The organism is Micromonospora sp. NPDC048894 (genome assembly GCF_040649765.1).
In the GTDB taxonomy this organism is placed as follows: Bacteria; Actinomycetota; Actinomycetes; order Mycobacteriales; family Micromonosporaceae; genus Micromonospora; species Micromonospora antibiotica.
On the sequence record NZ_JBEZFY010000001.1, the window covers coordinates 586,612 to 608,487 of the forward strand.

At 73.0% G+C, this 21,876-nt stretch carries 22 protein-coding genes; 10 read left to right on the top strand and 12 right to left on the bottom strand.

All coding sequences use genetic code 11. The features are described 5' to 3' along the window. Positions 1-61 precede the first annotated feature (61 nt). The 3 genes from AB0C22_RS02775 (at position 62) to AB0C22_RS02785 (ending at position 1,850) form a co-directional block, all read left to right on the top strand. Positions 62-694 carry a TetR/AcrR family transcriptional regulator gene (locus tag AB0C22_RS02775; RefSeq protein ID WP_219466018.1) on the top strand — a complete coding sequence of 211 codons (633 nt, stop codon included), beginning with the start codon at positions 62-64 and terminating at the stop codon, positions 692-694. Positions 695-982: 288 nt separating this feature from the next. Beyond that, entirely contained in the window at positions 983-1,135 is a 153-nt protein-coding gene (locus AB0C22_RS02780; protein WP_208565582.1) for a hypothetical protein, read from the top strand. A gap of 127 nt (positions 1,136-1,262) precedes the next feature. Beyond that, positions 1,263-1,850 (top strand): HAD family phosphatase, encoded by a 588-nt coding sequence (locus AB0C22_RS02785; protein WP_307798981.1) that lies wholly within the window; start codon positions 1,263-1,265, stop codon positions 1,848-1,850. A 49-nt stretch (positions 1,851-1,899) separates the two neighbouring features. Here the strand turns inward: AB0C22_RS02785 and AB0C22_RS02790 are convergent, their stop codons facing one another. Continuing rightward, complete coding sequence (locus tag AB0C22_RS02790) at positions 1,900-2,520, bottom strand: pyridoxamine 5'-phosphate oxidase family protein (protein ID WP_219466020.1); 621 nt, start codon at positions 2,518-2,520, stop codon at positions 1,900-1,902. A 137-nt stretch (positions 2,521-2,657) separates the two neighbouring features. Between AB0C22_RS02790 and AB0C22_RS02795 the strand changes: the two genes are divergently transcribed. From AB0C22_RS02795 to AB0C22_RS02805, 3 genes are read left to right on the top strand one after another with little or no spacing between them, the layout of a single operon-like run. Further along, on the top strand, positions 2,658-3,164 hold the full coding sequence (locus AB0C22_RS02795; protein WP_219466022.1) for a DUF2231 domain-containing protein: 507 nt from the start codon (positions 2,658-2,660) through the stop codon (positions 3,162-3,164). Then, on the top strand, positions 3,161-3,730 hold the full coding sequence (locus tag AB0C22_RS02800) for an Hsp20/alpha crystallin family protein (protein WP_357533110.1): 570 nt from the start codon (positions 3,161-3,163) through the stop codon (positions 3,728-3,730). The genes AB0C22_RS02795 and AB0C22_RS02800 overlap by 4 nt, the downstream gene beginning before the upstream one ends. An 8-nt stretch (positions 3,731-3,738) precedes the next feature. Then, positions 3,739-4,869 (top strand): glycosyltransferase family 9 protein, encoded by a 1,131-nt coding sequence (locus AB0C22_RS02805; protein WP_357533112.1) that lies wholly within the window; start codon positions 3,739-3,741, stop codon positions 4,867-4,869. 107 nt (positions 4,870-4,976) lie between these two features. Here AB0C22_RS02805 and AB0C22_RS02810 read toward each other — a convergent pair whose 3' ends face one another. Both AB0C22_RS02810 and rfaE2 read right to left on the bottom strand, forming a co-directional pair. Beyond that, entirely contained in the window at positions 4,977-5,888 is a 912-nt protein-coding gene (locus AB0C22_RS02810; protein WP_219466028.1) for a glycosyltransferase family A protein, read from the bottom strand. After that, positions 5,885-7,855 (bottom strand): D-glycero-beta-D-manno-heptose 1-phosphate adenylyltransferase, encoded by a 1,971-nt coding sequence (rfaE2, locus tag AB0C22_RS02815; protein WP_357533115.1) that lies wholly within the window; start codon positions 7,853-7,855, stop codon positions 5,885-5,887. The genes AB0C22_RS02810 and rfaE2 overlap by 4 nt, the downstream gene beginning before the upstream one ends. A gap of 122 nt (positions 7,856-7,977) precedes the next feature. Between rfaE2 and AB0C22_RS02820 the strand changes: the two genes are divergently transcribed. Both AB0C22_RS02820 and AB0C22_RS02825 read left to right on the top strand, forming a co-directional pair. After that, entirely contained in the window at positions 7,978-8,520 is a 543-nt protein-coding gene (locus AB0C22_RS02820) for a type 1 glutamine amidotransferase domain-containing protein (RefSeq protein ID WP_208565588.1), read from the top strand. Positions 8,521-8,695: 175 nt separating this feature from the next. Next, positions 8,696-10,372: an MDR family MFS transporter gene (locus AB0C22_RS02825; RefSeq protein ID WP_357533117.1), complete on the top strand. Its 1,677-nt coding sequence runs from the start codon at positions 8,696-8,698 to the stop codon at positions 10,370-10,372. Positions 10,373-10,615: 243 nt separating this feature from the next. Here AB0C22_RS02825 and AB0C22_RS02830 read toward each other — a convergent pair whose 3' ends face one another. Then, positions 10,616-11,107, bottom strand: coding sequence for an NUDIX domain-containing protein (locus tag AB0C22_RS02830; RefSeq protein ID WP_208565590.1), 492 nt, complete (start codon positions 11,105-11,107; stop codon positions 10,616-10,618). Between the two features lie 84 nt (positions 11,108-11,191). Here AB0C22_RS02830 and AB0C22_RS02835 point away from each other — a divergent pair, with 84 nt between their 5' ends. Further along, positions 11,192-12,841, top strand: a complete 1,650-nt coding sequence (locus AB0C22_RS02835; RefSeq protein ID WP_255597840.1) for a fatty acid--CoA ligase — start codon at positions 11,192-11,194, stop codon at positions 12,839-12,841. A 178-nt stretch (positions 12,842-13,019) separates the two neighbouring features. Here AB0C22_RS02835 and AB0C22_RS02840 read toward each other — a convergent pair whose 3' ends face one another. From AB0C22_RS02840 to AB0C22_RS02860, 5 genes are all read right to left on the bottom strand, one after another. Beyond that, complete coding sequence (locus tag AB0C22_RS02840; protein WP_357533119.1) at positions 13,020-14,033, bottom strand: NADPH:quinone reductase; 1,014 nt, start codon at positions 14,031-14,033, stop codon at positions 13,020-13,022. A gap of 10 nt (positions 14,034-14,043) precedes the next feature. Further along, entirely contained in the window at positions 14,044-15,180 is a 1,137-nt protein-coding gene (locus AB0C22_RS02845) for a glutathione-independent formaldehyde dehydrogenase (protein ID WP_357533121.1), read from the bottom strand. Positions 15,181-15,221: 41 nt separating this feature from the next. Beyond that, entirely contained in the window at positions 15,222-15,878 is a 657-nt protein-coding gene (locus AB0C22_RS02850) for an HAD family phosphatase (protein ID WP_219466057.1), read from the bottom strand. A gap of 82 nt (positions 15,879-15,960) precedes the next feature. After that, positions 15,961-16,179 carry a hypothetical protein gene (locus AB0C22_RS02855; RefSeq protein WP_357533124.1) on the bottom strand — a complete coding sequence of 73 codons (219 nt, stop codon included), beginning with the start codon at positions 16,177-16,179 and terminating at the stop codon, positions 15,961-15,963. Positions 16,180-16,204: 25 nt separating this feature from the next. After that, positions 16,205-16,396 (bottom strand): hypothetical protein, encoded by a 192-nt coding sequence (locus tag AB0C22_RS02860; RefSeq protein ID WP_091244640.1) that lies wholly within the window; start codon positions 16,394-16,396, stop codon positions 16,205-16,207. A 539-nt stretch (positions 16,397-16,935) separates the two neighbouring features. On the opposite strand from AB0C22_RS02860, the gene AB0C22_RS02865 reads away from it, so the two are divergent. Continuing rightward, positions 16,936-17,208, top strand: coding sequence for a hypothetical protein (locus AB0C22_RS02865; RefSeq protein ID WP_357533126.1), 273 nt, complete (start codon positions 16,936-16,938; stop codon positions 17,206-17,208). Between the two features lie 2 nt (positions 17,209-17,210). Here the strand turns inward: AB0C22_RS02865 and AB0C22_RS02870 are convergent, their stop codons facing one another. The 3 genes from AB0C22_RS02870 to AB0C22_RS02880 are packed head-to-tail and all read right to left on the bottom strand — an operon-like array spanning position 17,211 to position 21,871. Then, the gene (locus AB0C22_RS02870; RefSeq protein ID WP_357533128.1) at positions 17,211-18,998 is read right to left on the bottom strand and encodes an ABC transporter ATP-binding protein; all 1,788 of its coding nucleotides are present in this window, start codon (positions 18,996-18,998) and stop codon (positions 17,211-17,213) included. A 4-nt stretch (positions 18,999-19,002) separates the two neighbouring features. Then, positions 19,003-20,892: an ABC transporter ATP-binding protein gene (locus AB0C22_RS02875; protein ID WP_219466069.1), complete on the bottom strand. Its 1,890-nt coding sequence runs from the start codon at positions 20,890-20,892 to the stop codon at positions 19,003-19,005. Positions 20,893-20,896: 4 nt separating this feature from the next. Next, positions 20,897-21,871 (bottom strand): hypothetical protein, encoded by a 975-nt coding sequence (locus AB0C22_RS02880; protein WP_219466072.1) that lies wholly within the window; start codon positions 21,869-21,871, stop codon positions 20,897-20,899. Between the last annotated feature and the right edge of the window lie 5 nt (positions 21,872-21,876).

The following is a 21,876-nucleotide window of genomic DNA, read 5'->3' on the forward strand; positions in this document are numbered from 1 at the left end:
AGTGATAGCCTGTAACTGTCGTGATGGTAGGTGTGCGAACGGGGGGTCCATGGGTGCCGACGTGACCGGTCCGCGCGAGCGGTACCGCGCCCAGGTGCGGGCGGAGATCAAACAACGGGCCTGGGAGCAGCTCGCCACGACCGGGGTGTCGGCGCTGTCCCTCAAGGCGATCGCCGAGCAACTGGGGATGAGTGGCCCGGCCCTCTACCGGTACTTCGCCAGTCGGGACGAGCTGATCACCGCCCTGATCCGCGACGCGTACCGCAGCCTCGCCGACGCGCTCCGGACCGCCGCCGACGCCGGTGCCGACGTCGCCGGACTGGCGAACACCGTGCGGGCCTGGGCCCTGGACGATCCGCAGCGCTACCTGCTGATCTGGGGTACGCCCGTGCCCGGCTACCACGCCCCCGACGACACCACCGCCATCTCGGCCGAGATCATGGCGACGGTCGTCGACGCCTACCGCAGACGCGACGTCCAGCCCTCCGGGCGGCGGATCGAGGCCCATCTCGACGACCATCGCGGCTGGGCCGGGGACCCGACCGTGCCGGCTGCCGCGTTGCGGCAGGCGCTGGCCTTCTGGACCCGGGTGCACGGCGTCCTGTCCCTCGAACTCGCCGGCCACTTCGCCGACATGGGATTCGACCCCGCGCTGCTGTTCGACGACGAGATCGACGACCTCCTCGGCCGCTGACCGCCGCCTCGACCGCCGACGCCGCCCGCCTGCCCGACCGCTGAGCCGGCCGCCTGCCCCGACCGCCGACGCCGACCGCCCCTGCCGGCAGCCGACGCCCGCCGGCTGACCGTCCGCACCCGCCGCCGACCGCCCCTGCCGGCCGCCGACGCGGACGCCCACGGGGGCGTCCGCGTCGGTGCAGGGCTGCGCTCCGGCCACCCGCGTCGGCACGGGTCGGTGCCCATGGCCCGGCACGACTAATGTGAGCAGTCGGCCACCGTACGCTTGCGAGGATGGGACCCCTCGATGAGATGTGCCTTCTGTGGCCGGTGGTGGCCGCTGCCCTGGGCGTGCGGCCGGTGCCGGCGTGACCGTCGCCGGATGCGCCGCGACTACCTGCGCCGCGCCGCCCCGCAGGACGCGCTGCGCGACCTGACCCGCACCGACCCGGACCACTGACCGGACCGCAGCCCGACCCACCACGCAGCCCGGTCGTCGCGTGTCGGCGGGAGACGGCCGGTGGGAGAGGGTCGGGGGAGACGGCCGGTGGGAGAGGGGCAGGTCCCGGCGTGGCTATCCTGGGCCCGTGCTGCCCCTGCCGCCCGGCGACTTCCGGGCCTACCTGTTCGACTGCGACGGCACCATCGTCGACTCCATGCCGGTGCACCACCTGGCCTGGCGGGCCGCGCTCGACGAGTGGGGCTGCGACCTGCCCGAGGACCTCTTCTACGCCTGGGGCGGCCGGCCGGTGGCCGACATCGTCGTCGACCTCAACGCGCGGCACGGGCTGGCCATGCCGGTCGACGTGGTGGCGCGTCGCCGGGAGGACGCCTATCAGACCTTCCTGCCGCAGCTCACCGCCGTGCCCGGGGTGCTGGCGCACATCGAGCGGGCACACCGGCGGGTGCCGTTCGCGGTGGTCTCCGGCAGCACCCGGGAATCGGTGACCGCCTCGCTGTCCGCGCTCGACCTGCTCGACCGGTTCGACGTGCTGGTCTGCGCGGAGGACTACGCGCGGGCCAAGCCGGACCCGGAGTGCTATCTGCTGGCGGCCCGGCTGCTCGACGTACCGCCGGAGCAGTGTCTGGTGTTCGAGGACACCGACCTGGGGGTCGCGGCGGCGACGGCGGCGGGCATGGCCTCGGTCCGCGTCCCGCCGCCCTGGCAACGCTGAACCCGGTCGGGCCGCCGGCCCCGACCACCGCCGGCCCGGGACCCGCCGGTCAACCCCGGTAGAGCTTCTCCGCGTACGCCGGGCCGTAGTAGCGCTCCAGGTCGGCCAGGCTCTCGGCCGGCGTCTCGACCTCCTTGACCAGCCGGGCGCGGGACGGCAGCGTGTCCGGCTGCCAGGTCTCCGGCTGCCACAGCTCGGAGCGGAGGAACGCCTTCGCGCAGTGGTAGAAGATCTGCTCGACGGCCACTTCGACGGCGAGCACCGGCCGGTGCCCCTGGACCAGCATGTCGTCGAAGTAGGGCGCGTCGCGCACCAGCTTCGCCCGGCCGTTGATCCGCAGGGTGTCCGTCCGGCCCGGGATCAGGAAGATCAGCCCGACGTGCGGGTTGTCGAGGATGTTGCGGTAGCCGTCGGCCCGCCGGTTGCCCGGCCGCTCCGGGACGGCGATCGTCCGGTCGTCGAGCACCAGCGCGAAGCCGGGCGGGTCGCCCTTGGGGGAGACGTCGCAGCTGCCGTCCGCGCCGGCCGTGGCGACCAGGCAGAACGGCGAGGCGGCCAACCACTGCCGGTCCCGTTCGTGCAGCACGGTGCGTTCCTTGGCCGCCGCCCGGGGCATCGGTGCCCCCAGTAGCGCGCGTAGCTCCTCGTGTGAGGTGATCTCCACCGTCACGTCCGCCTCCCCCGTCCGTTGATCTCGGTGGCGGGCGGTGGCACACCGGCCGCCGTACGCAGCCTATGCGGGCATGGCGAGCCGGTTTGTCCCCGACCGGCCACCCTGCCCCCGGACGAAGCAGTGGAGGGCCCGCGATGGAGAGCCGACTGAAGGTGCTCGGGCACCCGGTGCATCCGATGCTGGTGATGTTCCCGGTCGCGTTGCTGGTCACCGGCACCCTCTTCGACGTCGTGGACACGGTCGGCGGCCCCGACTTCCTCGCCGAGGTGGCGTACTGGAACATCACCGTCGGCCTGGTCGGTGGTCTGCTGGCCGCGGTGGCCGGCGCGTTCGACCTGCTGGCCATCCCGGCCGGCACCCGGGCGAAGCGGGTGGCGCTCACCCACGCGGCGGCGAACGTCGCGGTGATCCTGCTCTTCGCCGCCGTCTGGGCGGTCCGGTTGAACGCCGGCTCCCGGGCGGCCGGTGGCGCGTTGATCGCCATCGAGGTGGTCGGCCTGGCCATCCTCGGCGTCAGCGCCTGGCTCGGCGGGGAACTGGTCGACCGGTTGGGGGTGGGCGTCGACTCCGACGCCGGCCTGGACGCCCCCAGCTCGCTGCGGCCCGTCCCGGCCAGCCGACCGGTGGGAGAGGTGCGATGACGGAGCAGCCGGGCCGGGGCAGCCGCCAGCAGGGCGGGGAGCAGCCGGGCCGGGGCAGCCGCCAGCAGGGCGGGGACCTGACGGGCGAACTCCAGGCGTTGCGCGCCGAGCTGAGCCGGCTGGCCGGCGGCCGGGGTGTGTCGCCCGACGTCGAGCTGACCGAGGTCGCCGACGGCTGGCAGGTGACCGTGCGGCTGCCCGGGGTGGCCCCGGAGGAGGTCGCCGTCGAGCTGGACGACCGGGAACTCTGCGTCCGGGCCCGGTCGGAGGCCGAGGTCAACGCCGACCAGGGCATCCCCGGTGGGGTCGAGACCCGCAGCTTCGAACACCGGGTGGACCTGCCGTCGCGGGTCGACCCCGACGCCATCGACGCGGTGATGGACCACGGCCTGCTCCGGGTCCACCTGCCCCGGGCGGCGCGGCCCACGCCGCGCACCATCACCGTCGGCCGCGCCGGCTACCCGCCCGGCCCCACCCGCACCGGTACGCCCACCGGCGTGGACCCGGCGGCGGACCGGGAACTGCACCACCCGGACACCGCCGTCGACCCGCCCGACCGGCCGTAGGGGCCCCGGTGGACAGCCCGGCACTGGGTGGCCCGTTGGGCGAGCGGGTGCCCGACGTGGCCCGGATCGCCGTGCTGCGCGCCAACGCGCTCGGCGACCTCATCTTCCTGCTGCCCGCCCTGGAGTCGCTGCGGGCGGCGTACCCGACGGCGGAGATCGTGCTGTTCGGTGCGCCGTGGCACGCGACGCTGTGGCGCGACCGGCCCGGCCCGGTCGACCGGGTGCTGGTCGTCCCACCGGCTCCCGGCATCCGCGAGCCCGGCCCCGACGAGCCGCCCGGGTCGCTCGACGACTTCCTGGCCGACGCGGCCCGGGAGGGCTACGACCTGGCGTTGCAGGTGCACGGTGGCGGAGCCAACTCGAATCCGATCATGAGCCGGTTGGGGGCCCGGGTCACCGCCGGGTTGCGCGCCGAGGACGCCCCACCGCTGGACCGCTGGCTGCGCTACGTCTACTACCAGCCCGAGGTGACCCGCTACCTGGAGGTGGTGGCCCTGGTCGGGGCGGGTGCGGTCACCGTCGTACCGACGCTTTCGGTGACCGACGCGGACCGGGCGCAGGCGCGGGCGGTGCTTGGCGAGCCGGACCGGCCCCGGGTGGCGCTGCACCCCGGGGCGAGCGACACCCGGCGGCGCTGGCCCGCGCGGCGGTTCGCCGAGGTGGCCCGGACCCTGCACGACGACGGGTACGAGGTGCTGGTCACCGGCACCCCCGCCGAGCGGGCGGTGGTGGACGAGGTGGTCGCGGCGGCCGGGGTGCCGGTCCGTCCCCAGGTCGGCACGCTCAGCCTCGGCGGGCTGGCCGCCGCTTACGCGGGCTGCGCGTTGGTGGTCTCCAACGACACCGGCCCGCTGCACCTGGCCGGCGCGGTGGGCACCCCGACGGTGGGTGTCTACTGGGTCGGCAACATGATCAACGGGGCGACCCCGCTGCGCGGCCGGCACCGCCCGATCGCCGCCTGGACGACGCGCTGCCCGGTCTGCGGGGTCGACTGCACCCCGGGCATCTATCCGCACCGGCCCGGCGACGGCAACTGCCCGCACCGGGACTCGTTCGTCGCCGACGTGCCGGTGGTCGAGGTGCTCGAAGCCGCCGCCGACCTGCTCCACCCCGAACCGGGCGCGGTGACCGCCCCCTGACCGCCACGCCCCTGACCGCCCACGCCCCAGACCGCCCTCACCGCGACCGGCGACCGGGGTCGAGTTGGCCGGTGCGACCCGGGCTGGTTGTGCGGTGTGGGGCCGGATCAGGCCGGTTGGGTGGTGTCGGCGCGGGCCGGACGCGTGGTGGTCTGCCGTGTGGTGTCGGCGGCGACCACCTCCCACGCCTCGACGGCACGTTCGGTGACCGTGGTCGGTGACTCCAGGTGGTAGGCGCCGCTGGGCAGCACACCCGCGCCGCCGTACCGGGCCAGCACCGCGAGCTGGGCGGCGACGTCCTCGCCCTGGTGGTTCGCCGGAACCCGCCGCCAGAACTCGAAGCCGCCCGAGTCGACAAGCGCCGCCCGGTCGTAGAGCACGCAACCGCCGATCCAGGAGATCTTGTACGCCCGCCACGCCCCCGGCGGCAGGCCCACCTTCTGCTGGACGTGCAGCAGGTTCGCGGCCGGGTGGATGGCGGCCCGCTGCCACTGCGGGGTGTCGGGGCGGACCAGTTCCGGCACCACCGGCCCGTCCCACTCCTCGTAGTGCCCGTGCGTCTCGGGGCGGACGTCGTCGGCGTACGACAGGCCGTGCACCGCGTTGCCGACGAACCCGCAGCCCAGTTTCCCGATCGCGGTGACCAGCCGGCCGAGGGTGCCCGGTTCGAGCCAGACGTCGTCGTCGAGGCAGAGCACGTACCGGGCCACCGACCGGTCCAGCAGGTACGCCCGGTGTTCGGCCAGCCCGCGCCGGGGCAGTCGGCGGGTCAGCAGCACCGGGTGCCCCCGGTGGCGCAACGCCCGGACCATGGTGGCCGCCGCCGGGTGCGCGTACGCCGGGTCGTCGTCGGACTGGTCGCTGACCACCACCCCGAAGTCGGGGATCTCGACCTGGGCGGCCAGCCCGGCCAGGGTGACCGCCAGTTCGGCCGGGCGGTTGCGGGTGGGGATCAGCACGTCGAGCCGACGGGGTCGGCGGAACTCCCCGGGCGTGCCGAGGTCGAGCGGTCGGTTCACGGGGTCCTGCCCAGGCTCTGCGCGGTCGGGGTCGGGGTCGGGTGGGTCGTCGTCGGCTCCGGGCCGGGTGCCGCCGACGGGTCGACGGCGGGTCGTACCGCCCCGGCACGACCGTCGGCGGCGGCCCGGCCGGCGGTGTGGGCGGCCCGGCCGGCGGTGGTCCGGGTGGCCTGGCCGGCGGTGGTCCGGGTGGCCTGGTCGGCGGCGCCCTCGGCGGCCTGGGCGCGGATCCGGTCGATGATCGCCGAGGTGGACCGGTCCGGCACGTAGCCGAGGGTGCGTACCTGACCGCCGAGCCGGCGGACCAGCGACGCCTCCGGGACCATCTCCGGCGGGTAGTCGCCGCCCTTGACGTACACGTCGGGGCGGACCGCCTCGATCAGGCCGACCGGCGAGTCCTCCTCGAAGACCACCACGTGGTCCACGCAGGACAACGCGGCGAGCAGGGTGATCCGGTCCTCGACCGGGTTGACCGGCCGGTCGGCACCCTTGAGCCGGCGGACGCTGGAGTCGGAGTTGACCGCGACCACCAGCAGATCCCCCAGGGCCCGCGCCTGCTCCAGGTAACGCACGTGACCGGGGTGCAGCACGTCGAAGCAGCCGTTGGTGAAGACCACCGACCGGCCGGCCCGCCGGTGGTCGGCGACGATCGCGTCCAGCTCGCCCGTGCCGACCAGCGTCGGGTGGGCGGTGCCGTCGGGTGCGCCACCGAGCGCGTCGAGCAGGTCCTCCCACCGGCACACACAGGTGCCGGTGTCGGAGACGGTGATGGTGGCGGCGAGCTGGGCCAACTGGGCGGCGGTCGGCAGCGACGCCTCGGCGGCCAGCGCGAGGGTCATCGCCGCCAGGTAGGCGTCCCCCGCGCCGACGGCGTGACTGGCCGGGACGGGCGTGCTGTGGCTGCGCCGGTGTGCGCCGTCCGCGCCGCCGACGATGGCGCCCTCGGTGTCCAGGGTCACCGCGACGACGTCCGCGCCGGTGTGCGCGCGCAGCTCGGCCAGCCGCGCCTGCGCCAGTTCGGCCCGGTCGACGCCCTCCCCGACGGTGGCGTTGACGGTCACCCCGGCCCCGGTCACGCTCAACCCGTCGCCGGTCATCGCGACCCGCCCCTCACCGGGGGTCGGTTCGCCGGTCGGGCCGGCGGGTGCCCGGCCGACCCCACCCGGGGCGGTGCCCACGACCAGCTCCGACGGCCCGTCCGTCGGATCGCTCGGCGGGTGGTCCAGGTGCAGGCCGGTGCCGCCGGTACGGGTCGGGGTGGGCGGTGCGCCGAAGCCGGCGGCGGCGCGGGCCAGCAGCCGGGTCGCCTCGGCGAAGCTGGGGGTGACCACCGTCGGGTTCAGCCCCCGCCAGTCGGCCAGGTCGTGGGCGTCCAGGGCGACGGTGGCGTACCGGTGCCGGTGGGCGAACAGCCAGGCGCGCACCGGGGCGGGCAGCGCGCCGAGACCGTAGTCGCAGACCACCAGGGTGGGCGCGGCCCCGCCGGCCACCGCCCGCAGCTCCTCGGTGGCGCAGCTCAGGGCGGTGAGCAGCCGGGCGACACCGTCGTCGTCGAGCGGTTCGTCGGGCTCGCCGGAGTCCTCCCGGAGCAGGATCTGGTTGCCGGCCAGCATCCGGCGTTTCACCGGCGTCGGCCGGTGCGGTTCGCCGACCGTACGGTCCCAGACGCCGGCCCGGTCCAGGCAATCGTGCAGTTCGTCGCCGGCCACGTCCGCCCCGACCGGGGCGACCAGCAGCGCCCTTCCGCCGAGGGTGGCGACGTTGACTGCGGTGTTCGCGGCCCCACCTGCGGCGGTGATCCGTCGACGCAGGGTGAGGATCGGCGCGGGCGCCTCCCGGCACAGCCGCTCCGACTCGGCGAAGCGCCACTCGTCGAGCATGGCGTCGCCGACGACGAGGACGGCCCGGTCCCGCCAGCTCTCCACCACGGTGGCGAGCCGGCGCTGTTCCGCTGCTGCTCCTGCCATGCCCACCGGGGTCCCCCGCGCCGACCAGGCCAAACCCTCCGCCATGCCCGGCGACCAGGGTCACGTTTCGGGCCCTACACCCCGGGAACCGACCAGAGGTATCCGGAGAGGGGAAAACCGACATGGCAGCCACGACATTGCAGGGCAAGCGGATCGCGTTCCTCGCCACCGACGGCGTGGAGGAGGTCGAGTACGTCCAGCCGCGTGAGGCGGTCGAGAAGGCGGGCGCGACCGCCGAGCTGGTATCGCTCAAGCCCGGCACCATCCAGGCCTTCAACCATCTGGACCAGGGCAAGACGTACGACGTGGCGGTGACGGCGGCCGACGCGGACGCCGACGGCTACGACGCGCTGGTGCTGCCCGGCGGGGTGGCCAACCCGGACTTCCTGCGTACGGACCCGGACGCGGTCCGGTTCGTGCAGGCGTTCTTCGCGGCCGGCAAGCCGGTCGGGGTGATCTGCCACGGCCCGTGGACCCTGGTCGAGGCGGGCGTGGTGGCCGGTCGCCGGATCACCAGCTGGCCGAGCCTGCGTACCGACCTGACCAACGCCGGTGCGACCTGGGTGGACGAGCAGGTGGTGACCGACGGCAACCTGGTCAGCAGCCGCAATCCCGACGACCTCCCGGCGTTCTGCGCCGCGCTCGTCGACCGGTTCGCCGCCTGAGGCGTACCCCCGAGGGGCAGGTGGGTCCCCGGTGGCCCGCGTGCCCGCCTGAGGCGTACCCCCGACGGGCAGGCGGGTCCCCGGTGGCCCGCGTGCCCGTCGGTGCCGGGCGGGTCCGCGGGCAGGTTTCCTGCGGTGGTAGGCATGTTCGCGGGGGAGCGGGAAAGAAGGCGGGATGACCGCCCAGACCCACGGCAGCCCGGTGCTCCAGGCCCGCCAGCTGCGCATGTTGATGTTCGGCCTGATGACCGGCATGTTGTTGGCCGCGCTGGACCAGACCATCGTCGGTACGGCGTTGCCCACCATCGTCGGCGAGCTGGGCGGGATCGACCACTACTCGTGGGTGGTCACCGCCTACCTGCTCGCCTCGACCGCCTCCACCCCGCTCTACGGCAAGATGGCCGACCTGTACGGCCGCCGACCCGTCTTCCTGTTCTCGATCGGCACGTTCCTGCTCGGCTCGCTGCTGGCCGGCCTGTCGCAGGACATGACCCAGCTGATCGTCACCCGGGGCGTGCAGGGCATCGGCGCGGGTGGCCTGATGACGTTGGCGTTCACCATCATCTCGGACGTGGTGTCGCCCCGGGAACGTGGCCGCTACCAGGGGTTGTTCGGCGCGGTCTTCGGCGTCTCCTCGGTGGCCGGGCCGCTGGTCGGCGGCTACTTCGCGGATACCAACTGGCGGTGGATCTTCTATCTGAACGTGCCGTTGGCGCTGTTGGCGATCGTGGTCTGCTACCACGTGCTGCGGTTGATCCCGTTCGAGCGGCGGGAGCACACCGTCGACTGGTTGGGCGCGGCGCTGCTGGTCGCCGGGGTGAGCGCGTTGCTGCTGGCGCTGAGCTGGGGCGGCAACTCGTACGCCTGGGGCTCGCCGACGATCATCGGGCTGTTCGTGGCGGGTGCGGTGCTCGGGGTGGCGTTCGTGCTCCAGGAGGCCCGGGTCACCGAACCGATCCTGCCGCTGGGGCTGTTCCGCTCCGCGACGTTCGCGCTGGCCAACTCGGCGGGCTTCGTGCTCGGTCTGGTGATGTTCGGGTCGATCATCTTCATCCCGCTCTACCTGCAGATCGTCAAGGGCGCCTCGCCCACCCGCAGCGGCCTGCTGATGCTGCCGATGATGGCCGGCATCATCGTCACCTCGATCGTCACCGGCCGGGCGATGAGCCGGATCGGCCGGTACAAGTGGTTCCCGGTGGCCGGTTCGGTGGTGCTGGTCGTCGGGATGCTGCTGTTCACCCGGCTCCAGGTGGACAGCTCGCTCTGGGCGGCGTTCGGCTACATGGTGGTGATCGGCGTCGGGCTGGGCCTGTGCATGCAGTCGCTGATCCTCGGCGTACAAAACGCCGTGGACGTGCGGAACCTCGGCGCGGCGACCTCCTCGGCGACGTTCTTCCGGTCGCTGGGCGGTTCGTTCGGGGTGGCCATCCTGGGCGCGGTGCTCTCCACCCGGCTCGCCAGCGGGCTCGCCGACCGGCTGCCCGGCGCGATCGCCCAGCTCCCGGCCGACCAGCAGGCGGCGGTGGCGGCCAGCGGCGGCACCAGCATCTCGATCAACGACCCGGCGACCATCCTGGCCCTGCCCGGCCCGGTCCGGGCGGCCATCCAGGCGTCCTTCGTCGAGTCGCTGCACCTGGTGTTCCTGACCACCGGCCTGATCGCCCTGGTGGCCGTGCTGGTCACCCTGGCCCTGCCCAACGACCAGCTCCGGGGTGCCGGCCCGCAGGGCGCGACCGGCGGAGTCGACCCCCTCGGCGGCAAGGCCCCCGCCCCCGGCGGCAAACCCCTGACCAAGGAGTCCAAGGCGGAAGCCGCCGCCGACCTCAACGCCAAATCCCAAACCATGCTCTAACCCACCCCACCCCACCCCACCCCCCACCCCCGGCCCCACCCCGCCCACCCCCGCCCCGGTGATCAAGAAGTTTGCGTCAGAAATCGCGCGGAGGTTGACGTAAACCTCTTGATCACCGGGGAGGGAATGGGGGTGAAGTGGGCTAAGCGGGCGCAGGTGGAGAGGCTGCTCTCGGCGGGGGCGGGGGCGGGGGCGGGGGCGACGGGGCGACGGGGCGGGGGCGGGGAGGGTGAGGGCGGGGGGTTACTTGAGGATGAGGCGGTTGGTTTGGTCGAAGACGGTGAGGTCGGCGAGGGTTTCCGGGACCGAGAGGGAGAGCGGGGCGGGGAACTCGTGCGGGTGCAGGAAGGCGGCGTCGGTGGTCTCGTCGGTGACGCGGGTGAGTTCGCCGTCCCAGTCGTCGACCCGGAACGCGGTGGTGAAGATCTGGTAGGTGTGGCCGTACATGTTGGTGTGGGTGCGGTCGGGGCCGGTGTAGAGGGCGAAGGCGCTGACCCGCAGGGCGCGCAGGCCGGTCTCCTCGCGGACTTCGCGGACCGCGCAGTCGGCGATCGACTCGCCGAGTTCCATCGCGCCCGCCGGCAGCGCCCACTGGCCGTTGTCCGAGCGGCGGATCAGCAGCACCCGGCCGGCGTTGTCGCGTACCACGGCCCGCGCGCCGACGAACATCAGCGTCCGATCGCCGGCCAGGGCGCGTAGCTGTCCCACGTACGAGTCGGCCCAGGAGATACTCACCCGGACAATCTACGCACCATCCGGGGAGGGGTTCGGCGTTCCGGGGGTTCCCAAGGTGTGACCGGCGACACTAGCTTGTCACCCATGCGTAGCACGATGATGGACGCCCCGCTCCAGGTCGCCCGGATCCTCGAACACGGTGCGACGGTGCACGGCACGGCCGAGGTGGTCACCTGGACGGGTGCCGAGCCGCGCCGGATGTCGTACGCCGAGGTGGGTCGCGCGGCGGCCCGGCTGGCCCACGCGCTGCGCGACGAGTGCGGGGTGACCGGCGACGAACGGGTCGCCACCTTCATGTGGAACAACAACGAGCACCTGGTGGCGTACTTCGCGGTGCCGAGCATGGGTGCGGTGCTGCACACGCTCAACCTGCGGCTCTTTCCCGACCAGGTCGCCTACATCGCCAACCACGCGCAGGACCGGGTGGTGCTCGTCGACTCGACGCTGATCCCGCTGCTGGCCCGGGTGCTCGGCGAGTTGACCACGGTGCGGCACGTGGTGGTGGTCGGCGGGGGCGATCCCGGGCCGTTGCGGGCGGTCGCCGGGGACCAGGTCACCTTCCACCGGTGGGACGACCTGCTGGCCGGCCGGCCCGAGCACTTCGACTGGCCGGAGGTGGACGAGCGGGACGCCGCCGCGCTCTGTTACACCTCCGGCACCACCGGCAATCCCAAGGGGGTCGCCTACTCGCACCGGTCGATCTATCTGCACTCGTTGCAGGTGTGCCTGCCGGAGGGGTTCGGGCTGGGTCCGGGGGACCGGGAGCTGGCCATCGTGCCGATGTTCCACGCGATGTCGTGGGGGTTGCCGTACGCGGCGTTCCTCTCCGGCGCGTCACTGATCATGCCGGACCGGTTCCTCCAGGCCGCGCCGATCGCCGAGATGATCGCCGCCGAGCGGCCCACCCTGGCCGGCGCGGTGCCGACCATCTGGAACGACCTGCTGGCGCACCTGGACGCCCACGACGTGGACACCTCGTCGCTCAAGGAGGTGATCGTCGGCGGTTCGGCCTGCCCGCCGGCGTTGATGCATGCGTTCGCCGAGCGGCACGGCATCGACGTGATCCACGCCTGGGGGATGACCGAGATGTCCCCGCTGGGGTCGGTGTCCCGGGCGCCGGCCGGGGCGACCGGGGACGACGCCTGGCGGTACCGCTACACGCAGGGTCGGGTGCCGGCGGGGGTGGCGGCCCGGATCGTCGACCCGCTGGGTGAGCCGTTGCCCGCCGACGGGACGTCCGTGGGGGAGTTGGAGGTGCGCGGGCCGTGGGTGACCGCGCGGTACGTCGGCGAGGACGCCCCCGACCCGGAGAAGTTCCACGACGGCTGGCTGCGTACGGGGGATGTCGGGATGCTCTCGCCGGACGGGTTCCTCACCCTCACCGACCGGGCCAAGGACGTGATCAAGTCGGGTGGGGAGTGGATCTCCTCGGTGGAGTTGGAGAATGCCCTGATGGCCCACCCGGACGTGCAGGAGGCCTGTGTGGTCGGGGTGCCGGACCAGCGGTGGGGTGAGCGTCCACTGGCCACGGTGGTGGTGCGTGCGGGCGCGTCGACCGGTGTGGAGCAGCTCCGTGCGTTCCTCGCCGGCTCGGTGGCACACTGGCAGGTGCCGGAACGCTGGGCGGTCATCGACGCGGTGCCCAAGACCAGTGTCGGCAAGTTCGACAAGAAGGTGGTGCGTGCGCGGTACGCCGACGGCGACCTGGAGGTACGGGAGCTGGCGGGGCCGTAACACTTTTCGGCGACTCGTCGCCGATGGGGTAGGGACGTCACTCCTGAAACATCCCTCCCCAGGGGCGGCCCCGGCGTTCGCACCGCGCCGGGGCCGCCCTTCCTCGCGGGCGACCCGCTATGTCATTGTTGCGAAACTTCCTCGCGTCTGTCCGGGTTATTGCGAACTGTCCTCGGAACTACTGCCCGGCGGTGTCGATCAGCACCTTCCCCACCACCGCGTCCTCCACCGCCTGGTGCGCGTCGGCGGCCTGCACCAACGGAAAACGGTGCAGCGGCAGGCCGGCCGCCTCACCCACCCGCACGGCCCCCTGGGCGACGGCCGCCGCCACGTCGGTGACCGCGTGCGCCTTGGCCGCCTTCGGGGCCGTGTAGACCAGCACGAACTGCCAGCGGGCGTTGGGCGCCATCAGCGGCCGGATCGGCAGGGTCAGCTCACCCCCACCGTCGTCGGCGTAGACGCAGACCACCCCGCCGGTACGCAGCAGCTGCACGTCGACGGCGGCGTTGCGGGCGGCCGAGACCTCGACGATCGTGTGCACCCCGTCGGGGGCGATCTTGCGGACCTCCTCGACCACGTCCTGCTCCCGGTAGTTGACCACGAAGGAGGCTCCGGCCGCCGCCGCCAACTGCGCCTTCTCCGGGCTGCTCACCGTCGCGACGACGCAGGCGTCGGCCCAGCGGGCCAACTGGATCGCCGCGTTGCCGACCGCACCCGCCCCACCCTGCACCAGCACCACGTGGTCGCTGAGCGCCCCGGCGTGCAGGGTGTCCGGCACGTACTCCCCGACGGTCAGGCAGCGGTGCGCGGTGAGGAACGGGATGCCCAGGCAGGCACCCAGGTCGAACGAGGCGTCCCCGAGCGGCACCACCTGCCGGACCGGCACCACCGTGTATTCGGCGGCGGTGCCCCAGGGCCGCTGCCAGGCGGCTTCCCAGAGCCACACCCGTTCACCGGTGAGGGCCCGGTCGACCCCCGCGCCGACCGCCTCCACCACCCCCGCGCCGTCCTGCCCCGGGGTCTGCCAGCCGACCGGCAACGGCTGCTGCCGCCGGCTCTTCCAGTCGGTCGGGTTCACCCCGGCCACCGCCACCCGGACCAGCACCTCTCCCGGGCCCGGTTCGGGCACCGGCCGGTCGACCAACCGGAGCACCGACGGGTCGCCGGTGCGCTCGTACACGATCGTCTGCATCGCCGTCTCCTCAGGCCGCCGGTTTGAGCACCACCTTCGAGTAGCCCTCCTCGCGACGGTCGAAACGTTGGTACGCGTCCGGTGCCGCGTCCAGCGGCAACTCCTTGCTCACCACGAAGCTCGGTGTGGCCCGCCCCGCCATGATCAGGTTCCGCAGGTACTCGTTGTAGGTCTTGACGTTGGCCTGCCCGGTCCCCATCCGCAGGCCCTTCTCGAAGAGCTTGCCCATCTTGAACAGCAGCTCACCCTTGCCGGAGTGCTCGTCCGGCGCACCCGGGTCGTTGGCCAGATAGAGGCCGACCACGCCGATCGCGCCGGTCGCCCGGACCACCTCGACCAGGCTGTTCAGCACCGACGCCGGCTGCTCCGCACCACCCGCCCCGGTGGCCTGGTAGCCGACCGCGTCCACCCCGTGGTCGGTGCCCACCCCGTCGGTCCGGTCGAGGATCTGCGCCACCGGGTCCCCGGCCGAGAAGTCGATCGGGGTCGCGCCGATCGACTCGGCCAGCCGCAGCCGGTCCGGCACCCGGTCCACCAGGAACACCTCGGCGGCACCCATCAGGACCGCCGAGTACGCGGCCATCAACCCGACCGGCCCGCCACCCATCACGGTGATCCGCTCGCCGGGCCGCAGCCCGGTCATCGCCACCCCGTGGTAACCGGTGGGGAAGATGTCGGCGAGCATCGCGTAGTCGTTCTCGTGCTCGGTGCCGGGCGGCAGCTTCAGGCAGTTGAAGTCGGCGAACGGCACCCGCAGGTACTCCGCCTGACCACCCCGGTACGGCCCCATCGCCACATAGCCGTACGCGCCACCGGCGAAGCCGGGGTTGACGGTGAGGCAGAAGCCGGTCTTCTGTTCCCGGCAGTTGCGGCAGAACCCGCACCCCACGTTGAACGGCATCGACACCCGGTCGCCGACCTTGATCCCGCGTACCCCGGTGCCGGCCTCGACCACCGTGCCCATGTTCTCGTGGCCGAAGACGATGCCCGGTTCGGCGAGCGTGCGCCCCTCGTACATGTGCAGGTCCGAACCGCAGATCGCGGTCGTGGTGATCTGCACGACCACGTCGTCGGGGTGCTCGATGCGCGGGTCCTCGACCTCGTTGACGGCCACCTCGTGCGGCCCCTGGTAAACCACAGCTCTCATGGTTCCGACGCTAAGCGGACCGGCCGGGTCGCGGGGGCGGTTCAGCCGAGCTGGTCAACCACCTCGGGGGTGAGATCATGCACCGAGGTGAGCACCACGGCGGCCAGCTCCGCCGCGTCCGGGTCCAGCGGGTACGACCCGTGCGGCACCGCGATCACCCGCATCCCGGCGGCGGCGGCCGAGCGGACCCCGTTGGAGGAGTCCTCCACGGCGGCGCACCGGGCCGGGTCGACCCCGAGCCGTTCGGCGACGGCGAGATAGACGTCGGGTGCGGGCTTGCCCCGGGCGGTCCGCTCGGTCGACAGGGTCACCCGGAACTCGGCGGTGAGGTCTGCGGCGGTCAGCGCCGCGACGATCAGCCGGGTCGGCGAGGAACTGGCCAACCCCAGCGGCCACCGCGCGGCCAGCCGGCGTACCACCAGGTCGGCGTCGTCGATCAGCGGTACGCGCACCGCGTACCGCCGGGCCATCTCCTCGACCACCTCGGCGGCGACCTGCTCGGCGCTGCGGTCGACGCCCAGCTCACCGCTGAGGTACTCGGCCCACTCGCCGGTGCTCATCCCCATCAGCCGCCGCTGGGTGTCGGGCTGCCAGGTGCCGCCCCGCGCCGCCACGTACGCCCGGCGCACCTCCTCCCAGACCGGCTCCGAGTCCACGATCACGCCGTCCAGGTCGAACACCACCGCATCCACCGTCACCCCCACATCCTCCCCGACCCCGCCGGACCCCGGTCGCCCGGTGCCGGCAGCGCCCGCCGGCCTCGTGGTGGTCCCGATGGAGTCAGCCCTGCTCGTCCTCGTCCGCTGGCGGCTTGGGGCGGCGGTGTTCCCTGATCCATTCCTCGACATCCTCGGTCAGCCACACCTTCATGCCGCGCAGCTCCCGGTAGGGCCTCGGGAAGGTGGGCCGGTTCGCGATCTGCTGGAACCGCGACCGGGAGACGCCCAGGCGTTGGGCGATCTCGTAGGGCCCCATCAGGTCGCCCGGCCCTCGGTCCATGTCCCGAACGGATGCCCCGATGGGGTCAGTCCTCGTCGGCGGGGCTGGGGCGGTTCGTGGCGATCCAGGCCCGGACGGCCTTGCCATCCCAGACGCGGCCCATCTTCAGGGTGACAAAGGGGTCGGGGAATCCCTTGCGGCCCACGATGATCGTGGCGCGCTGCTTGCTGATCCCGCCGAGCAGGTCGCGGATCTCATCCAGCCCGAGCAACTCCACAGCCTGACGCTATGGTCTGGCAGCCTTGCACCAGTGGGTAGCGGGAAAGGCAACGTCTTTGGGGGTTGTCTTCGTACAACAGCTGTGATGTGGTGGGTCGATGACGAGCCACGGACCTGTTCTGCCTTTCTGGACATGTGCCGGGTGTGAATCGCCCTGGCCATGTCCTACCCGCCGCCGGGAGTTGATCGCGGAGTACGACCGCGCTCCGGTGTTCCTCGCCGTCTACATGAGCGCGCATCTGGTGTCAGCCATGCAGGACATGGGCTGGGCTCCGGCCGGCGCTCTTCACCGCAGATTCCTCGGGTGGCTGCCCAGGCCCAACCGGTCGGCCGGCCGACTCGTGATCAACCAGAGGCCCTGGCCGGGCGGTGGGTCGTGACCGAGCCCGAGGTACCGTTCTTGATCCAAGCGGCCTGGATCGTTCTTGACGACCACGCTGTCCAGCGTTGCCGTCACTGCCGCCCGGACGGCTGGTGCCCACGTGTGGCGATCTCGCGTGCTCGGGTTCTCGCCTGGCGGCAGGTAAGGGACCTGCGATGACCACGCTCCGAGCGGGAGACCTGATCGAGGTGACCCGCGCGGCCAGCGTGCAGTTCGTCAAGCCCATCCGGTGCCGGGTGATCCGGGTGCTGGACTGGATCACCTACGACGGCTGGTGCTGGCTCGACGTCTACCAACTAAACGACAAGGGCGACGCGGTGGCCCGACGGTCGATCTTCGTGCAGCCGGCGGGGCTGGTCGTCCACCGCCGGACCGCCCCCGTGCCGGTCGGGCAACAGCGGCGGCCCAGCTCGAACGTGCGGCCATGAAATCAGCGGTAGGCGGTGGCCTGGGTGGCGTAGAGGGCGGCGTAGATCCCGTCGAGGCGGATCAGCTCGTCGTGGGTGCCCATCTCGCGTACCCCGCCGTCGCCGATCACGATGATCAGGTCGGCGCTGCGGACGGTGGAGAGCCGGTGCGACACGAACACCGTCACCCCGCCGCTGTCGGCGGCGACCCGGGCCGCGCCGTCGGTGAACCGCGCGAACAGCCGGTGCTCGGCCTCGGCGTCCAGCGCCGACGCCGGCTCGTCCAGCACCATCAGCAGCGGGGCGTCGCGCATCATCGCCCGGCCCAGTGCGAGCTGCTGCCACTGCCCGCCGGAGGCGTCCACCCCGCCGTCGGCGTGACTACGACCCAGGCGGGTGTCCAACCCGTAGGGCAGCCGGTCGACGACGCCGCTGTGCGCGCGGGCCAGGCCGGTGCGTACCGCGTCGTCGTCGGTGGCCCGGGGCAGGTCGCCGATGCCCACGGCCAGCCGGGCGGTCAGCTCCGGGCGGGCGTAGTCCTGGAACGCGGCCGTGGTCCGCTCCCGCCAGGCGGCGAGGTCGATGTGGCGCAGGTCGACGCCGTCGATCAGGATCGCGCCCCGGTCGGGCTCGTAGAACCGGTTGAGCAGCTTGACCAGCGTGGTCTTGCCCGCGCCGTTCTCGCCGACGATCGCCACCGTGCTGCCGGCGGGCAGCAGCAGGTCCACGTCGCGTAGCACCGGCCCGTCCGCGCCGGGATAGCCGAAGGTGACCCCGCGCAGGCGGATGCCCTCCAGCAGTCGCTCGGGCGGGCGCAGCGGGGTGACCGGCGCACCGGGCGGCGGGACCGGCTGCGGCACCAGCTCCCGCACCTCGTCGAGCCGGCGCAGCGACCGGCCGCTGCGCACCAGCTGCTGCGTGATCGTCACCGCACCGGCCACCTGCTGGTTGAGCTGCGAGGCGAGCAGGATGGCCAGCACCACGTCGCCGACGTCCGCGTGGCCCCGGATCGCGTCGCCGACGACCAGGACCAGCGCGGCGACGTAGCCGAGGCCGAACACGGCCTGCCCGGCCGCACGCCACCACCCGGCGGTCAGCTCGCCCCGCCAGATCCGGGCGGTGGCCCGCTGCCAGTGCTCGGCGTAACGCTGTTGCAGGTGCTCGACCAGGCCCAACAGCCGCAGCTCCTTGGCCGAGGCCGCGTCGGTGGTCAGCTCGAACAGGTGCCGGGCCTGCCGGGTGTCGACGATGCTCTCCTCGCGGGCCCGGTCGGCGGCGGCCTGGGCCCACCGGCCCGCCAGCACCGGCAGGGCGGCCAGCAGCGGCAACGCCACCAGCGCCGGGTGGACCAGGGTGAGCAGCACGGTGGTCAGCAACAGGCTGACCGCCAGCGAACCGCCGGTCAGCAGCGCCTGCAACCCCTCGCCGATGCGCTGCAACTCGTCCTGGGCCAGGGCCATCCGGTCGGCGCTGTCGGGCCGCTCGTGGTGGTCGAGGTACGGCGTGCCGTTGCTGATCTCGACGAGCTGCTCGTCGGTGCTGAGCACGTTGAGTTCGGACACCTCGAAGTACGCGATGTGCGCGAAGTGGGCGCAGGTCAGCGCCGCGATCGCGGCCACCGCGACGGCCAGGCCCGACCAGGCGGCCGTCCCGGCGTGACCCGCCGCCGCCGCGTTGGTGAGGTGTTTCAGCGCCACCGCCGCCGCCGGAACCGCGACCGCGTTGCCCGCCATCAGCGCCAACGCCACGGTCATCTTGCGGCGGTCCTGCCGCCACGACAACCGCATCAACCCGCTGATCGACCTCATCATCGGCTCACCTCACCACCTCGGTCTGCGGGCCGCTGCCGGCGTCGTCGTCGGCGAAACGTTCCGCCTGGAGGGTGAACATGGCGGCGTACCGGCCACCCGCCGCCATCAGCTCGTCGTGGCTGCCCTGCTCGACGACCTTCCCCTGGTCGAGCAGGACGATCCGGTCGGCCAACCGGACGCTGGACAGCCGGTGCGAGATGAGGATCGTCGTCCGGCCCCGGGTCAGCTCGGCGAACCGGGCGAAGAACTCGGCTTCGGCGCGGACGTCCAACGCCGCCGTGGGCTCGTCGAGCACGAGCACGGTGCTGCCGTGGTAGAGCGCGAACAGGGCACGTGCGATGGCGATCCGCTGCCACTGCCCACCGGACAGGTCCAGACCACCCTCGTAGGCCCGGGACAACACCGTGTCCAGGCCGTTCGGCAACGCGTCGAGGGTGTCGAGCAGCCCTGCCGCCTGTGCCGCGCGGCGTACCCCGGCCCGGTCGTCGAGGTGCTCGACGGCACCGAAGCCGATGTTGGCGGCGGCGGAGAGCTCGTAGCGCACGAAGTCCTGGAACACCACGGCGATCCGGCGTTGCCAGTCCCGCGCCGGCAGGTCGGCGATGTCGGCGCCGTCGGCGCGTACCGTGCCGGCGTCGGGCGAGTACAGCCGGGCCAGGAGCTTCACCAGGGTGGTCTTGCCCGCCCCGTTCGCCCCCACCAGGGCGGTGCACTGCCCGGCGGGGATGTGCAGGTCCAGGTCGTCGAGCACCGGCCGGGCCGCACCGGGGTAGCCGAAACGTACCCCGGTGAAGTCGATCGCCGGGGCGGTGGTGGCGGGCGGCCCGGCCCGGCCGGTGTCGGGTGGCTCGGCATAGCGGGCCATGGCCCGCTCGAACGCCGTGACGGCGGTCTCGGCGTTCATGCCGTACTGGGTCTGGGTGTCGGAGTCGGGATAGAACTCCCCCAGCCGGATCAGCGCCATCACCGCCTGCAACACCAGCGCCAACCCGGCCAGGTCGACCGCCCCGTCGGCGGCGCGTACCCCGGCCAGCGCCAGCACGGCGGCCACGCCGACCAACCCGACGGCCGTGTAGAGCAGGTAGGGCCGCAGGTAGATGCGCCGCCGCTCGGCCCACACCGGGGCCAGGACCCGACGGTAGACCTGCCGGTAGCGCTCCGTCAGCCAGCCGGTCAGGCCGAAGACACGCAGCTCCTTCGCGGCGGCCGGACCCATCGCCAGCCCGCGCAGGTAACGGCTCTCCCGGCGCAGCGCCGCCACGTCGCGGATGACCCGGGCGTAGCGGCGCAACCCACCCCGCTGGCCGTGCCGGAACAACAGCACCACCACCAGCATCGCCAGCGCCGCCCACGGGCCCAGCACCACCGCGACCACCACCGTGAACCCGACGACCTGGGTGTACGGCCCGATCAGCGCGATCAGCCCGGCGTACGCCGCGCCGGGGGTGCGGAACGCGAACCGCAGCTCGTGCCCGGCCTCACCCAACTCGTCCAGGACCGCCGGGTCCTCCAGCGGGGTGATCTCCCGGGTCGACAGCGACGCGGCGATGAGCCGCCGGTACATGTGCCCGTCGACCCGTCGACCGAGCTGCTCGGCGACGGCCTTCTGCGCCGCCTCGGCCAGTTGCAGCGCGATCAACGCCGCCCCGGCCGCGGCCAGCGGCCACCACACCTCGGCCTGCGCGGTGGTGCCGGCCAGCACCGGGCCGATCCGCCCCACGGTGACGCTGACGGCGATCGCGAACACGACCGGCAGCACCCCCCGGGACACGCTGAGCGCGAGCGCGACGGCACTCCAGCCGGGCCCGGCGGCGGGGAACTGCCGGGCGATGCGCAGCCGGGCGGCGGCGGCCTCGCGCCACTGCTGACCGGTGCCGGTGGTGGAGGTGGTCATCGGGTCAGCCGAAGACCTTGTCCCGCAGCACCACGGGCAGCTCCAGCTCCTGGGCGCAGCCACGCACCGAGAGCTGGTAGGAGTCGACCACCTCGGGGCTGTCCGCCACGGCCAGCTCCGCCTCGGTGAGGGCCGTGACCTGACGCTCCCGGAAGCGGTACTCGTCGGCGTTGCCGTGCAGGCCGGGCACGACGTACGGCTCCGGCTCGACCGGATTGTGGATCTTGGACTGGTCGGAGTTGAGGTCACCGGCGGCACCCCAACCGGTGAGCATCTCCGGCCGGTACAGGTGACCGATGTCGAGGCGGGTGAACAACCGCGACACCGTCTCCTGCGGGAACCGGCTGCACTCGTACGGGAAGTGCGTCACCGCCAGCCCCTCCGCCGCCGCGTACCGGCGCATCCGCGCGTAGTTGAGGGTGCTGAGCACGAAGTTCTGCACCACCCGCTCCCGGCCGATCTTGCCGGCCCACTTGGCCATCCACGAGTCGAGCGACGCCCGGGGCTGACGGTCCAGCACCAGCAGGCGCAGCCGGTCGACCGGCCACCCCGCCTCGATCAGGCAACGCGCCGGGTTGAACAACGCCTCGAACGGCACGTACGGCCCGGCCATCTCCTTGGCGAACAGCACCGGCTCACCGTCGGGCAGCTTCCACGGCGAACCCTCACCACCGGTGAGCGCGAACCGGCCGATGGTCTTGACCGGCTGGTAGTAGGCCGCCGCCTGGGCCATGCCGAACAGGTTCGTCACCGCCGTCGAACCCACCCGGCAGCGCCCCCAGCCGAGCACCAGCAGCGGGAAGTCGGCCGGGCTGCGGCCGGCGAACCCGTGCGTGAGGGTACGCACGATCTGGGCGGTTACCTCGTCGATGGTGGTGGTGACGACCTGGTAGCGACCGTCGGGCGGCAGCGGGGTGCCGGTGAGCGCGTCGTCGTCGGCGGCGGCCAACCGGTGCAGCAGCGGGTACGGGTCGGTCATCGAGG

Excerpts from the sequence above, each read along its gene's own strand:
- AB0C22_RS02855 (WP_357533124.1), bottom strand. The coding sequence starts at position 16,179 with ATGGACCGAGGGCCGGGCGACCTGATGGGGCCCTACGAGATCGCCCAA.
- AB0C22_RS02800 (WP_357533110.1), top strand. The coding sequence starts at position 3,161 with ATGACGGAGCAGCCGGGCCGGGGCAGCCGCCAGCAGGGCGGGGAGCAG.
- rfaE2 (WP_357533115.1), bottom strand. The coding sequence starts at position 7,855 with ATGGCAGGAGCAGCAGCGGAACAGCGCCGGCTCGCCACCGTGGTGGAG.
- AB0C22_RS02875 (WP_219466069.1), bottom strand. The coding sequence starts at position 20,892 with ATGACCACCTCCACCACCGGCACCGGTCAGCAGTGGCGCGAGGCCGCC.
- AB0C22_RS02835 (WP_255597840.1), top strand. The coding sequence starts at position 11,192 with ATGCGTAGCACGATGATGGACGCCCCGCTCCAGGTCGCCCGGATCCTC.
- AB0C22_RS02780 (WP_208565582.1), top strand. The coding sequence starts at position 983 with ATGAGATGTGCCTTCTGTGGCCGGTGGTGGCCGCTGCCCTGGGCGTGC.
- AB0C22_RS02870 (WP_357533128.1), bottom strand. The coding sequence starts at position 18,998 with ATGATGAGGTCGATCAGCGGGTTGATGCGGTTGTCGTGGCGGCAGGAC.
- AB0C22_RS02865 (WP_357533126.1), top strand. The coding sequence starts at position 16,936 with ATGACCACGCTCCGAGCGGGAGACCTGATCGAGGTGACCCGCGCGGCC.
- AB0C22_RS02795 (WP_219466022.1), top strand. The coding sequence starts at position 2,658 with ATGGAGAGCCGACTGAAGGTGCTCGGGCACCCGGTGCATCCGATGCTG.
- AB0C22_RS02825 (WP_357533117.1), top strand. The coding sequence starts at position 8,696 with ATGACCGCCCAGACCCACGGCAGCCCGGTGCTCCAGGCCCGCCAGCTG.
- AB0C22_RS02845 (WP_357533121.1), bottom strand. The coding sequence starts at position 15,180 with ATGAGAGCTGTGGTTTACCAGGGGCCGCACGAGGTGGCCGTCAACGAG.
- AB0C22_RS02820 (WP_208565588.1), top strand. The coding sequence starts at position 7,978 with ATGGCAGCCACGACATTGCAGGGCAAGCGGATCGCGTTCCTCGCCACC.
- AB0C22_RS02880 (WP_219466072.1), bottom strand. The coding sequence starts at position 21,871 with ATGACCGACCCGTACCCGCTGCTGCACCGGTTGGCCGCCGCCGACGAC.
- AB0C22_RS02840 (WP_357533119.1), bottom strand. The coding sequence starts at position 14,033 with ATGCAGACGATCGTGTACGAGCGCACCGGCGACCCGTCGGTGCTCCGG.